We start from the raw sequence: 13781 nt of genomic DNA on the forward strand, positions 1-13781 counted from the left end.
GTCGTATTGTGATCGCATCACCGGGCCGGGCCGCCGGAATGCGAGGACCCATGGGTCGCGAGGAGGGTGTCATGCGGGTTGAAGTTGACCGTGATCGTTGCGAAGGTAACGCCGTGTGCGTGGGAATCGCGCCGGATCTGTTCGACCTGGACGACGAGGACTACGCCGTGATGAAAGTCGACGAGATTCCTTCCGACCAGGAGGATCTGGCCGAGCAATCGGTGGCCGAATGCCCACGCGCCGCCCTGATCCGCAAAGACTAGAGGTATTCGTATCTTGACTTCGAACGCAGGCGCAGACCCAGGCATCGATCTGTCCGGCAAGGTCGCCGTCGTGACCGGTGCAGCCGCAGGCCTGGGCCGCGCAGAAGCCATCGGTCTCGCTCGCTCGGGAGCCACCGTCATCGTGAACGACATCGCGAAGGCGATCGACAACTCCGATGTGTTGGACGAGATCGCCGGGGCCTGTGCTGATGCCGGTGCCAAGGCCGTCGCCGTCGCGGGCGACATCAGCGACCGCGCCACCGCAGATGAACTGGTGGCGACGGCCGACGGGCTCGGCGGGTTGGACATCGTGGTCAACAATGCCGGTATCACCCGGGATCGCATGCTGTTCAACATGTCCGACGAGGACTGGGATGCGGTGATCGCCGTGCACTTGCGCGGGCACTTCCTGCTGACGCGCAATGCGGCCACCTACTGGCGAAACAAGGCCAAGGAGAGTGGGGGCACCGTGTACGGGCGCCTGGTCAACACCTCCTCCGAGGCGGGGTTGGCGGGACCCCCGGGACAGGCCAACTACGGTGCCGCCAAGGCCGGTATCACCGCACTCACCATGTCCGCGGCGCGCGGCCTCGAGCGGTACGGGGTGCGTGCCAACGCCATCTGCCCGCGGGCGCGGACGGCGATGACGGCCGATGTGTTCGGCGATGCGCCCGAACTGGGGGACGGCGAAGTGGACGGGTTGTCGCCGGAGCACGTGGTGAGCCTGGTGCGCTTCCTGGCCTCGCCCGCGGCCGAGCGGGTCAACGGTCAGGTGTTCATCGTCTACGGACCGTCGGTGACCCTGGTCGCCGCCCCTACCGCCGAGCATCAGTTCACGGCGCAAGGGTCGGCGTGGGCGCCGTCCGACCTCAGTGAGACCCTGGCCGGTTACTTTGCTGGACGCGATCCGAACCTGAGCTTTTCGGCGACGGGCCTGATGGGCAACTGATGTTGTCACCATCGGCCCCGCCCCACGTGGTAGAACTAGAACACGTTTCAGAATGGAATTACGCCTAACGGGCGTGACCTGGACATACCTACCAGTTCTGTCTCATTTGTCCGTTCTTTGACACTGCGAACGTGTTCTAGTTAGTATGATCCGGCTCACAGTGATCGACGTCCGAAACCGGGGCGCGAGAGGTGCTGGCCGAATAGCCCCACGAGGCTTCGCCAAGCCTGTTAGAGTCCGGAATCCGAACCCGGCCCGAGCGAGAAGGGAACCGACGTTGATCAAGCAGCTCGCGGTTCCAGCCCGGGCTGTCGGCGGTTTCGTCGAGATGACCTTCGACACCTTCCGCGCCGCATTCCGCAGGCCGTTCCAGTTCCGCGAGTTCCTGGACCAGACCTGGATGATCGCGCGTGTCTCCCTGGTCCCCACTCTGTTGGTCGCCATCCCCTTCACGGTGCTGGTGGCGTTCACGCTGAACATCCTGCTGCGTGAAATCGGTGCCGCCGATCTCTCCGGTGCGGGAACGGCTTTCGGCACCATCACCCAGCTGGGGCCGGTGGTGACCGTGCTGGTGATCGCCGGGGCCGGCGCCACCGCCATCTGCGCCGACCTCGGGGCCCGCACCATCCGCGAAGAGATCGACGCCATGCGGGTGCTCGGTATCGACCCGATCCACCGGCTCGTCGTGCCGCGGGTGCTGGCGTCGACCTTCGTGGCACTGTTGCTCAACGGCCTGGTGTGTGCCATCGGCCTGTCCGGCGGCTACGTCTTCTCCGTCTTCCTGCAGGGCGTCAACCCCGGTGCCTTCATCAACGGCCTGACCGTGCTCACCGGCCTGCCGGAGCTGCTCCTGGCCGAGGTGAAGGCCTTGCTGTTCGGCGTCGTCGCCGGCCTTGTCGGCTGTTACCGCGGTCTGACCGTCGCGGGTGGGCCCAAGGGTGTCGGCATCGCCGTGAACGAGACCGTGGTCTACGCGTTCATCTGTCTGTTCGTCATCAACGTGATCATGACGGCCATCGGCGTCAGGGTGCTGGACTCATGAGCGCATTCGGCAGTTATGACGCGACGCTGCGATTGAAGCGGTTGCTCTCCGGGGCGCCGCGAGCGGTGGACAGCTTCGGTGAACAAGCGCTGTTCTACGGCGAGTCGATCCGGTACATCCCCAACGCGCTGACGCGCTACCGGCGCGAGACGGTCCGACTGATCGCCGAGATGACCATGGGTGTGGGCGCACTGGCCATCATCGGCGGCACGGTGGGTGTCGCGGCCTTCATGACGCTTGCCTCCGGCGGTGTCATCGCGGTGCAGGGTTACTCGTCGCTGGGCAACATCGGCATCGAGGCGCTGACCGGCTTCCTGTCGGCGTTCCTCAATGTGCGCATCGTGGCCCCGGTCATCGCGGGAATCGCCCTGGCGGCCACCATCGGCGCGGGTACCACGGCACAGCTCGGCGCCATGCGTGTTGCCGAGGAGATCGACGCCGTGGAATCCATGGCGGTGCACTCGGTTTCGTACCTGGTGTCCACCCGCCTGATCGCCGGACTGATCGCGATCGTGCCGTTGTATGCGCTGTCGGTGCTGGCCGCCTTCTTCGCGGCGCGGTTCACCACCGTGTTCATCAACGGGCAGTCCGCCGGCCTGTACGACCACTACTTCAACACCTTCCTGGTGCCCAGCGACCTGCTGTGGTCGTTCCTCCAGGCCATCGTGATGTCCGTGGCGGTGATGCTGGTGCACACCTACTACGGCTACAACGCTTCCGGGGGCCCGGTGGGCGTGGGTATCGCCGTCGGCAAGGCGGTCCGCACGTCGCTGATCGTGGTCGTCACCATCGTCTTGTTCATCTCGCTCGCTGTCTACGGCGGGTCCGGCAACTTCAATCTGTCGGGGTAGCGGGCACATGGCTGACGGGCAATCGAGACGCACACACGTGCGGGTCGCGGCACTGATACTCGCCGCGGTGATCGCGGCGGCCGCCGTGGTCACCTACCTGGGGTACACCGCCGCCTTCACCTCCACCGACACCGTGACCGTGCTGTCACCACGCGCCGGTCTGGTGATGGAGCAGGACGCCAAGGTCAAGTACCGCGGTATCCAGATCGGCAAGGTCCAGAGCATCGAGTACGCCGGCGACCAGGCCAAGTTGACACTGGAGATCAACGCCGACGATCTGCCCTACGTGCCGGCCAACGCCGAGGTGAAGATCGCGGGCAACACTGTCTTCGGTGCCAAGTCGGTGGAGTTCGTACCTCCCGAGGATGCGCTGGACAGCTCCCTGCGCCCCGGCGCCACCGTCGAGGCGTCGTCGGTGCAGCTCGAGGTCAACACACTGTTCCAGACGCTCACCGACGTGCTGCACAAGATCGACCCGGTGAACCTCAACGCCACCATGACCGCTCTCGGAGAGGGCCTGCGCGGTAACGGCGACAACCTGGGCGCCACCATCGCCGGCCTCAACGAGTATCTGGCGCAACTGAATCCGAAGTTGCCGACCGTACAGCGCGATCTGCAGCAGACCGCGCAGGTTGCCAACATCTACGCCGACGCGGCACCGGACCTGGTGACGGTCATGAACAACGCGCCGACGCTGAGCCGGACCATCGTCGATCAGCAGGACAATCTCAACGCCACCTTGCTGGCCGCCACCGGCCTGGCCAACACCGGTTTCGACACCTTGTCGCCGGCGGCCGAGGACTACATCGCCGCCATCAACCGGGCCAGGGCGCCGCTGAAGGTGGTCGGCGAGTACTCGCCCATCATCGGGTGTGTGCTCAAGGGCACCGGCGAGGCCGTCGACAAGTTCGCCCCGGTACTGGGCGGCACCCGGCCGGGTCTGTTCGTGTCATCGAACTTCTTGCCCGGTGCCCCGGCCTACACGTACCCGGAGAGCCTGCCGATCGTCAACGCTTCCGGTGGCCCGAATTGCCGTGGCCTGCCGGACATGCCGAACAAGCAGGTCGGCGGTACCTGGTACCGCTCACCGTTCCTGGTCACCGACAACGCCTACGTCCCATACGAGCCGAACACCGAGTTGCAGTTCGACGCACCCTCGACGTTGCAGTTCCTGTTCAACGGAGCGTTCGCAGAAGGGGACGACTTCTGATGGCCGGCTGGTCTCATGGATAACCGCGGCACCCCGATCAAAGTCGGCATCTTCACCGTGGTGATGCTGCTGGTCGCGGCCGGCCTCGTGGTGGTCTTCGGGGAGTTCCGGTTCTCGGCGGGCAATACCTACCACGCCAACTTCACCAACGCGGCACGGCTGAAGGCCGGGCAGGACGTGCGCATCGCCGGGGTTCCCGTCGGAGCGGTGCAGGCGGTGAAACTCAACCCGGACAACACCGTTGACGTCGAATTCGACGTCAACGACCGCTATCAGCTCTACACTTCGACACGGGCTGCCATCCGGTACGAGAACCTGGTCGGCGACCGGTTCCTGGAGATCACCTCCGGGCCGGGCGAGCTTCGTAAACTCCCCGCCGGGGCCACCATCCCGCAGGAGAACACCGATCCCGCACTGGATCTCGATGCGTTGCTCGGCGGACTGCGCCCGGTGCTGAAAGGTCTCGACGGCTCCAAGGTCAACGAGATCAGCAATGCCGTCATCGAGTTGCTGCAGGGTCAGGGCGGCGCCCTGGCTCAAATGCTCTCGTCGACAAGCACATTCACCACCGACCTGGCCGCCCGCGACCAACTGATCGGCGACGTGGTGAACAACCTGAACACGGTGCTGGGTACCGTCGACGAGAAGAATGCGCAGTTCGATGCCAGCGTCGACCAGCTGCAGCAGCTGATCACCGGGTTGGCGCAGGGCCGCGATCCCATCGCCGGTGCCATCGGCCCGCTGGCATCGGCCGAAACCGATCTCACCGAGATGCTCGAGGCCGGCCGCCGCCCGCTGCAGGGTGTGCTGGAGAACCTGCGCCCGCTGGCCGGCGAGCTCGACCGACGTAAGGGCGAAGTCAACGCCGTCATCGAGCCGCTCGCCGAGAACTACCTGCGGCTCAACGCACTCGGCGCCTACGGCTCGTTCTTCAACATCTACTACTGCTCGATCCGCATGAAGATCAACGGGCCTGCCGGTAGTGACATCCTGATCCCGTTCGGCGGTCCGCCGGACCCGTCCAAGGGGAGGTGCGCTCCTGTCCCAGAGTGACGACGGACGCAACCCCGTCCGCACAGGAATCTTCGGCATCGTCCTGGTGGCGTGCCTGGTGTTGGTGTCGTTCGGTTACACCGGACTGCCGTTCTGGCCGCAGGGCAAGAAGTACGACGCCTTCTTCACCGACGCCGGTGGCATCACGCCCGGCAATGACGTCAACGTCTCCGGGATCAAGGTCGGCCACGTCGAATCGGTCGGTCTGGCAGGCACTGCCGCGCGGGTGACGTTCACCGTCGACCGCGATATCCGGGTCGGTGACCAGTCGCTGGTGGCGATCAAGACCGACACGGTGCTCGGCCAGAAGTCCCTCGACGTGACACCCGCAGGCGGCGGGACCTCGACGACGATTCCGTTGGGACGCACCACCACGCCCTACACGCTGGCGACCGCCCTGCAGGACCTCGGTGGCAACACTGCTGCGCTGGACAAGCCCAAACTCGAACAGGCGCTGGGCATCCTGACCGACACGCTGCGCGATGCCACGCCGGAACTGCGCGGTGCGCTCGACGGGGTGACCTCGCTGTCGCGCAGCCTCAACGCCCGGGACGAGGCGCTCGGTCAGCTGCTGCAGCGCGCGCAGACCGTCACCGCATCGCTGGGGCAGCGGGCCGGCCAGGTCAACCAGCTGATCGTCGACGGCAATCAGCTGTTCGCCGCACTCGACGAACGCAGGCAGGCGTTGAGCTCGCTGATCGCGGGCATCGACGAGGTGTCGCAGCAGATCTCGGGTTTCGTGGCCGACAACCGTGAGCAGTTCGGTCCCACCCTGGCGAATTTGAACCTGGTGATGGACAACCTGCTCGAGCGTCGCGAGCACATCGGTGAGGCGTTGCGCCGCCTGCCGCCGTACGCCACCGCACTGGGTGAGGTGGTGGGCTCGACGTCCGGGTTCCAGATCAACTTGTACGGTCTGCCACCCGCCACCATCTCGGAAGTCTTGCTGGACACCTACTTCCAGCCCGGCAAGCTGCCGGACAGCCTGTCGGACTACCTGAAGGGCCTCATCGCCGAACGACTCATCATCAGGCCGAAGTCACCATGACGCGCAACAGGGGTCTTCTCATCGGTGTGGTCGTCGTCCTGGTGGCGGCGCTGGGCGTCGGGCTGTACCTGGTGTGGCCGGGACGTGGCACGCACAAGGTGGTGGCGCTGTTCTCCTCGGCGGTCGGCCTGTATCCGGGTGACGACGTCCGCGTGGTCGGAGTTCCGGTGGGCTCCATCGACTCCATCGAACCCACCGCGTCCGATGTGAAGATCACCATGTCGATCGACGACGCGGTCAAGATCCCCGCCGACGCGCGTGCCATCGTCGTCGCGCCGAACCTGGTGTCGGCGCGGTTCATTCAACTCACCCCGGCCTACGACTCGGCCACCGGTGCGCAGACCCTGGCCGACGGGGCCACCATCGGAATCGATCGCACCGGCGTCCCGGTGGAATGGGATGACGTCAAGACCGAGCTCACCAAGCTGTCCCAACAACTCGGCCCGCAGAACGGTGGACTGCAGGGTCCGTTGAGCGAGTTCGTCGATCAGGCCGCGACCACGTTCGACGGCAACGGCGACTCGTTCCGCAACGCGCTGCGTGAGCTGTCGCAGACGGCAGGCCGGCTCGGCGACTCCAGCACCGATCTGTTCGGGACCATCAAGAACTTGCAGGTTCTGGTCAACGCGCTGTCACAGAGCAACGAACAGATCGTGCAGTTCTCCAATCACGTCGCGTCGGTGTCCCAGGTGCTCGCCGACAGCTCGCAAGGTCTCGACGCCACCCTCGGCACGCTCAACACCGCACTCGAGGATGTGCGCCAGTTCGTCGGCGACAACAACCAGACCCTGATCGACTCGGTGAACAAGCTCGCCGACTTCACCAACATCCTGACCGAGCACAGCGATGACATCGAGCAGATCCTGCACGTCACGCCCAACGGCCTGGCCAACTTCTACAACATCTACAACCCCGCACAAGGCACCGTCGGCGGCTCGCTGTCACTGCCGAACTTCGCCAACCCGGTGCAGTTCATCTGCGGTGGCACGTTCGACACCGGCGCCAACCCCGACAACTACAAACGCGCCGAGATCTGCAGGCAGCGCATGGGTCCGGTGCTGCGGCGCATCACGATGAACTTCCCGCCGCTGCTGTTCCACCCGATCAACAGCATCACCGCCTACAAGGGTCAGATCATCTATGACACCCCGGCCACCGAGGCCAAGGCCAAGACGCCCGTACCGTACCTGCAGTGGCAGCCCGCCCCCGGCGTGACGCCGCCGTCGATCCCGCCGGGAGCGACACTGGGCGACATGGTGCTGCCGCCGCCGATCGCGGAGGGACAGATCTCACCCGGGCCGCCGCACATCGTCGGCAGCGGGGCCCCGCCGGGACCGCCGGTGTCACCTGATGCACCCGGTGTGCTGGCACCGCCTCCGCCGGGCACACCGTCGTTGCCTCCGCCGCCGTGGCCGGTGCCGCCGCCTCCTGCGGGAGCTGGAGGATGAACATGAGACACAAGCTGTTTCAGGCCACCGCACTGGGCACCGGCGCGCTGATGCTCGCGGGCTGCTCGTTCGGTGGACTGAACTCACTGGACATGCCGGGCACCCGAGGGCACGGCTCCGGCTCGTACACCATCACGGTGGAGCTGCCCGACGTGGCGACGTTGCCGCAGAACTCGCCGGTGATGGTCGATGACGTCACCGTCGGCAGCGTGTCCGGTATCGATGCGGTGCAGCGGCCCGACGGCACCTTCTACGCGGCGGTCAAGCTGTCGCTGGATTCGAATGTCGACCTGCCGGAGAATGCCACGGCCCGGGTGGCCCAGACGTCGCTGCTCGGCAGCCAGCACATCGAACTGGTACCGCCGGCCGCCGATGCTTCGGCGACCAAACTCCAGGAGGGCTCCAACATCCCGGAGACCAGCGCCGGCCGGTATCCCACCACCGAGGAGGTCCTGGCCTCGCTCGGCGTGGTGGTGAACAAGGGCAATCTCGGTGCGCTGCAGGACATCACCGAGGAGCTCTACGCGTCGGTCGCCGGGCGCAGCGGCACCTTCGAAGCCCTGATTCCCCGGCTCGCCGAGCTGACCGCCTCTCTGCAGCGGCAGACCGGTGACATCATCGCCGCCGCCGAGGGCCTGGACCGGTTCGCCGGAATCCTCGCGCGCAGCAAGGACAGCCTGGGCCGCACCCTGGACACGCTGCCCGAGGCGTTGAAGGTGTTGAACAACAACCGCGGCAACATCGTCGACACCTTCGCGGCGTTGCAGAGTTTCGCCGGCGTCGCCTCGGACATCCTGGCCAAGACGAAAGTGGACTTCGCGCAGGATCTGAAGGATTTCTATCCGGCGATCAAGGCGCTCAACGACAACGCCGACTACTTCATCAAGGACCTGGCGTTCCTGCCGACGTTCCCGTTCCACTACAAGTATCTGCGTCAGGCCGTGCGTGGTGACTACCTCAACGTGTTCGTCACCTTCGACCTCACGCTGCGGCGACTCGGCGAATCGATCTTCACCACCTCAGGACTCGACCCGAACATGAAGCACATGAGCGAGATCCTCAACCCGCCGGACTTCCTGATCGGCTCGATGGCGAACCTGTCCGGCCAGGCGGCGGATCCGTTCCAGATCCCGGCAGGTACGGCGACTCAGCACGGAGAGGGGGGTGGTGGCTGATGCTCGATCGGCTCTCGCGTATCCAGTTGGCGATTTTCGCGATCGTCACCGTCCTCACCGTCGGCGCCATCGCGATCTTCTACCTCCACGTGCCTGCCAAGGTCGGGTTGGGGTCGTACAAGATCGAGGCCAATTTCGCTGCCGGCGGCGGCCTCTACCAGAACGCCAACGTCACCTACCGTGGGGTGACCATCGGCCGGGTGGAGTCGGTGGGGCTGACCACCGACGGTGTGGTGGCCAACATGCGGCTCAACAGCGGCACACCGGTACCCGACAACGTCACCGCGACGGTCAAGAGCGTCTCGGCGGTCGGGGAGCAGTACATCGACCTGGTGCCCCCGCAGGACCCGTCGACGACGATGCTGGCCAACGGCGCCTCGATCGGTCAGGACCGGACGTTCATCGGCCAGGACATCGCCAGCATGCTGCAACAGGCTGATCAACTGGTGAGCAGTATCGACAACAGTCGTCTGCAGGACCTGCTCCGGGAAACGTTCAACGCCTTCAACGGGTCCGGGCCGGAACTGGCACGGCTGATCCAGTCGTCGCGGCTGCTGATCGACGAGGCGAACCACAGTTACGGCCAGACCTCGGCGCTGATCGATCAGGCCGGGCCGTTCCTGGACGCCCAGATCCGCAGCGGGGACGACATCAAGTCCCTGGCCGACGGGCTGGCACGGCTCACCGGCGAGGTCACCCAGGCCGACCCGCAGGTGCGTCAACTGCTGCAGACCGCACCCGGCGCGGCGGACGCCGCGTCCACGGCATTCAGCGGGATCCGGCCCAGCTTCCCGGTATTGGCGGCCAACCTGGCCAACCTCGGCCGCATCGGCGTGATCTATCACAAGGCGCTGGAGCAGTCGTTCGTCATCTTCCCGGCGTTGATGGCCGCGTTGCTGACGGTCGGTGGTGGCAGCCCGGTGGACGAAGGCGGCAAGCTGGACTTCAAGATCGACCTCGGTGACCCGCCGACGTGCAATGTCGGCTTCATCCCGGCCACCGAGATCCGTTCCCCCGGTGACGAGACGGTGCGCGACCTGCCCACCGACCTGTACTGCAAGACCGCCCAGAACGACCCGGCGGTGGTGCGCGGTGCACGTAACTACCCGTGCCAGGAGTTTCCGGGCAAGCGGGCACCGACCATTCAGCTGTGCCGTGATCCGGTCGGATACGTGCCGATCGGCAACAATCCGTGGCGCGGTCCGCCGGTCCCGTACGGAACGCCGATCGAGGATGGCCGGAATGTGCTGCCACCCAACAAGTTCCCGATGATCCCGCCGGAAGCCGATTACGACCCGGGCCCACCGGTGGTGCAGCTGCCGCCAGGGGTGCAGCCGGGTCCGGGGCCGGCGCCCAATGCGCCGTTCCCGTTGCCGGTGCCGCCGAACAACAACGCACCGCCGCCGCCGTGGCCGTTCTTCGCACCACCTGATCAGGTGGCCCCGCCGTACGGGCGGCCCGCTCCGCCGCCACCGCCGGGTGCTCCGGTGCCACCGGCCCCGGCTCCGCTGCCGGCCGGCCCGTTGCCCGCGGAGGCACCACAACCACAGGCCAGTGGTCCGGCGTACGCTACCTACGACCAGGATGGAACGTTCATCGATCCGGCGGGTGGAACCGGCGTGTACGCCGCGGGCGACTCCGACCACCGACCCGCCGAGAATTGGGTAGATCTCATGCTCGATCCGAGGCCGGTTTGATGGCTGACACTCCCGCTGGGGGATCCGACGTCGACGACGCTGCGGATGTCCCGCCGGCCGGTGATGCCCGGAAACGTGCGCGGCGGCGTGCCTCTCGCGCGGCGGGGCCGGCCGGTCAGGTGAACGGCACCACCGTGACCGCGGTTGTGGACAGTGCCCCGAAAGTGGTGGCCAAACCCGCCCGACCCGTCGGGCCACCGCCGCGGCGGCAGCCCAATCTGGCTCGGGTGGGCGCGGTGGCCGGTGCCGCCGCCCTGATCGTTGTCGCCGTGCTGTCGACGGTGGTGCTGGTACTGAGCAATCAGCAACGAGACGGTGAGGCTCAGGCGGCGCGTGAGCAACGGTTCGTCGACACCGCGACGCAGACGGTGGTGAACATGTTCACCTACACCCCCGACACCGTCGACGACAGCGTGAACCGCTTCGTCGACGGGATCAGTGGGCCGCTGCGAGACATGATGAGCCAGAACAACAATGTGGACAATCTCAAGTCGCTGTTCCGTGACACCAATGCCAGCTCGGAGGCGGTGGTCAGCGGTGCGGCCCTGGAGGCGGTGGACCCGGACACCGACAATGGTTCTGTGCTGGTGGCTGTGCGCGTCACCGTGACCGACATCGACGGGGTGAACAAACCGTCGCAGGCCTACCGGATGCGCGTCATCGTCCATGAGGACGACAACGGCCGGATGACCGGCTATGACCTGAAGTACCCGGACGGAGGCAACTGATGCGACGCAGGGCCGCTTGGTTTTTCGCGTCGCTGTCGGTGGTCGTGGTGGCCGGGATCGTGGCACTGGCAGCCATCGGTGCCGGGCTGTACTGGGACCGGGTCCAGACGGCAGCACAGCAGAGTACCCGTGCGGAGTTGGCTCCCCTTGCGGCAGAACAGATTCCGAAGGTCTTCGGCTATGACTACCAGACGGTGGAAGGCAGCCTGACCGACGCCTACAATCTGCTCACGCCGGACTACCGGAGCGAGTTCCAGCAGCGCGCCACCGAGCAGATCATTCCGCAGGCGCGTGAACGCCAGGTGGTCAGCCAGGCCAACGTCGTCGGCGTCGGAGTTCTCGAGGCGCAACGTGACTCCGGGTCGGTCATGGTGTACATGAACCGGACGGTGACCGACAAGTCCAAGGAATCCGTCTACGACGGCAGCCGTCTGAAGGTCGACTACCAGAAGGTGGGCGGCAAGTGGTTGATCAGTTACATCACGCCCATCTGAGCCCGGCCGCGCCTCACTGGCCGGCCGGCTCCGAGGGTTCCGTGCTGGGCTTGCCGGCCAAGGCGTCCAGGAACGACCGCGCCCACCGGTCCACGTCGTGGGCCAGAACCTGACGGCGCAAGCCGCGCATCCGCCTCCTGCCCTCTTCCGGATCCTGGCTCAGCGCGGTCTCGATGGCGTCCTTGACACCGTTGAGGTCGTGCGGGTTCACCAGGTAGGCCTGCCGTAATTCGGCTGCGGCGCCGGTGAATTCGCTCAGCACCAGCGCGCCGCCGAGATCGCTGCGGCACGCGACGTACTCCTTGGCCACCAGGTTCATCCCGTCGCGCAACGGGGTGACGAGCATGACGTCAGCGGCAACGAAGAACGCGATCAGGTCATCCCGGGGAACCGGTCGGTGGATGTATTGCACCACCGGGTGGCCGACTTCGCCGAACTCGCCGTTGATGTGCCCCACCTGACGCTCGATGTCGTCGCGCAGCAGCCGGTAGCTCTCCACCCGTTCGCGGCTCGGGGTGGCCAGCTGGATGAACACCACCTCTTCGCGGTCCACCCGGCCTTCCTCGAGGAGCTCGTTGAACGCTTCCAGGCGGACGTCGATGCCCTTGGTGTAGTCGAGGCGGTCGACGCCCAGCATGATCTTCTTCGGGTTGCCGAGTTCGGCGCGCATTTCCCTGGCCCGCCTGCGGATGTCGCGGCCGCGGCCCTTCTGGTCGAGTTCGTCGGAGTCGATGGAGATGGGGAACGCGCCCACCTTGACGGTGCGGAAGCCGAACTGCACCTCGCCGAATCGGGACCGCACTCCGACGTTGCCGCGCGAGGTGTTGGCGGCAAGGAGCCGGCGCGCCAGGATCAGGAAGTTCTGGGCGCCCCCGGGTAGGTGGAAGCCCACCAGGTCGGCGCCCAGAAGGCCTTCGGTGATCTCGGTGCGCCACGGCATCTGCATGAACAGTTCGACCGGCGGGAACGGGATGTGCAGAAAGAACCCGATGGTCAGGTCCGGGCGCAGCATCCGCAGCATCTTCGGCACCAACTGCAGCTGATAATCCTGCACCCACACCGTTGCGCCTTTGGCCGCGACGCGGCAGGTGGCTTCGGCGAACCGGCGGTTGACCTCGACGTAGCGGTCCCACCACGCCCGGTGGTAGATCGGCTTGACGATCACATCGTGGTACAGCGGCCACAGCGTGGCGTTGGAGAAACCCTCGTAGTACTCGGCGACATCCTGGGCGCTCAACCGCACCGGGTAGAGCAGCAGGTCGTTGTCGACGATGGGCTCGGAATGGTCCACGTCCTGGACGTCGCCGGTCTCGTCGTCCTCCTCGGCGATGATGCCCGGCCAGCCGATCCACGCGCCCTTGCGCTTGCGCAACAGCGGCTCGAGTGCGGTGACCAAACCCCCGGGACTGCGTTTCCACGTCGTGGAACCGTCGGGCAGCTTCACCTTGTCGACGGGCAGCCGGTTGGCCACCACGACGAAATCGGAGTCCCCGACCGGGGTGGCCGAGGAAGGGCCGGCCGAATCCTCGGAAGCGGCCGGCCGGTCCTCCCCGGCCGTCATCTAGGCGCCGAGCTTCGCCGGTCCGATACCGAGCATCGACAGGAAGACCCTGCACTCGTCGGCGTCGGTGGCGTAGGCGGCGACTACCCGTCGCGCCTGGCTGGCGGTGTCATCGGCGAGGGGTTCGACATCATCGATTTCCGCGGGATCAGGTTTCGGAGCCATTCTCCAACCATATGCGACGGCGGAAACTGCGTGGTGGGCGTCGGGTGAATGGCGGCCGACGGCGGGGTCCCACCGGGGTTCGGGGCGGGTCCGTGCG

At 66.2% G+C, this 13781-nt stretch carries 14 protein-coding genes; 12 read left to right on the forward strand and 2 right to left on the reverse strand.

All coding sequences use genetic code 11. The features are described 5' to 3' along the window. Nucleotides 1–71: 71 nt before the first annotated feature. From NL241_RS03375 to NL241_RS03430, 12 genes are all read left to right on the forward strand, one after another. Nucleotides 72–263 carry a ferredoxin gene (locus NL241_RS03375; protein WP_487694227.1) on the forward strand — a complete coding sequence of 64 codons (192 nt, stop codon included), beginning with the start codon at nucleotides 72–74 and terminating at the stop codon, nucleotides 261–263. Nucleotides 264–276: 13 nt separating this feature from the next. Further along, nucleotides 277–1212 carry a 3-oxoacyl-ACP reductase gene (locus NL241_RS03380; RefSeq protein ID WP_494396770.1) on the forward strand — a complete coding sequence of 312 codons (936 nt, stop codon included), beginning with the start codon at nucleotides 277–279 and terminating at the stop codon, nucleotides 1210–1212. 277 nt (nucleotides 1213–1489) lie between these two features. Then, the gene (locus tag NL241_RS03385) at nucleotides 1490–2254 is read left to right on the forward strand and encodes an MlaE family ABC transporter permease (RefSeq protein ID WP_487694229.1); all 765 of its coding nucleotides are present in this window, start codon (nucleotides 1490–1492) and stop codon (nucleotides 2252–2254) included. Beyond that, a complete protein-coding gene (locus NL241_RS03390) occupies nucleotides 2251–3105 on the forward strand; it encodes an MlaE family ABC transporter permease (RefSeq protein ID WP_487694230.1) in 855 nt (284 codons plus the stop codon). The genes NL241_RS03385 and NL241_RS03390 overlap by 4 nt, the downstream gene beginning before the upstream one ends. Nucleotides 3106–3112: 7 nt before the next feature. Then, nucleotides 3113–4315 carry an MCE family protein gene (locus tag NL241_RS03395; protein ID WP_494396771.1) on the forward strand — a complete coding sequence of 401 codons (1203 nt, stop codon included), beginning with the start codon at nucleotides 3113–3115 and terminating at the stop codon, nucleotides 4313–4315. 15 nt (nucleotides 4316–4330) lie between these two features. Further along, nucleotides 4331–5368 (forward strand): MCE family protein, encoded by a 1038-nt coding sequence (locus NL241_RS03400; RefSeq protein WP_494396772.1) that lies wholly within the window; start codon nucleotides 4331–4333, stop codon nucleotides 5366–5368. Continuing rightward, nucleotides 5355–6416: an MCE family protein gene (locus NL241_RS03405; protein WP_487694384.1), complete on the forward strand. Its 1062-nt coding sequence runs from the start codon at nucleotides 5355–5357 to the stop codon at nucleotides 6414–6416. The genes NL241_RS03400 and NL241_RS03405 overlap by 14 nt, the downstream gene beginning before the upstream one ends. Further along, on the forward strand, nucleotides 6413–7864 hold the full coding sequence (locus NL241_RS03410) for an MCE family protein (RefSeq protein ID WP_487694234.1): 1452 nt from the start codon (nucleotides 6413–6415) through the stop codon (nucleotides 7862–7864). The genes NL241_RS03405 and NL241_RS03410 overlap by 4 nt, the downstream gene beginning before the upstream one ends. A 2-nt stretch (nucleotides 7865–7866) precedes the next feature. Next, nucleotides 7867–9039, forward strand: coding sequence for an MCE family protein (locus tag NL241_RS03415; protein ID WP_494396773.1), 1173 nt, complete (start codon nucleotides 7867–7869; stop codon nucleotides 9037–9039). Next, nucleotides 9039–10736, forward strand: coding sequence for an MCE family protein (locus NL241_RS03420; protein ID WP_494396774.1), 1698 nt, complete (start codon nucleotides 9039–9041; stop codon nucleotides 10734–10736). Before NL241_RS03415 ends, NL241_RS03420 begins: the two co-directional genes overlap by 1 nt. After that, entirely contained in the window at nucleotides 10736–11464 is a 729-nt protein-coding gene (locus NL241_RS03425; RefSeq protein WP_494396775.1) for an Rv1363c family protein, read from the forward strand. Before NL241_RS03420 ends, NL241_RS03425 begins: the two co-directional genes overlap by 1 nt. Further along, a complete protein-coding gene (locus NL241_RS03430; protein ID WP_487694238.1) occupies nucleotides 11464–11958 on the forward strand; it encodes a mammalian cell entry protein in 495 nt (164 codons plus the stop codon). The genes NL241_RS03425 and NL241_RS03430 overlap by 1 nt, the downstream gene beginning before the upstream one ends. A 13-nt stretch (nucleotides 11959–11971) precedes the next feature. On the opposite strand, the gene NL241_RS03435 is transcribed toward NL241_RS03430, so the two are convergent. Together NL241_RS03435 and NL241_RS03440 are read right to left on the reverse strand one after the other, a co-directional pair. Beyond that, entirely contained in the window at nucleotides 11972–13519 is a 1548-nt protein-coding gene (locus tag NL241_RS03435) for an alpha,alpha-trehalose-phosphate synthase (UDP-forming) (RefSeq protein ID WP_494396776.1), read from the reverse strand. Beyond that, nucleotides 13520–13684, reverse strand: coding sequence for a hypothetical protein (locus NL241_RS03440; protein WP_487694240.1), 165 nt, complete (start codon nucleotides 13682–13684; stop codon nucleotides 13520–13522). Nucleotides 13685–13781 lie beyond the last annotated feature (97 nt).

It is taken from the genome of Mycolicibacterium sp. SMGY-1XX (assembly GCF_059132455.1).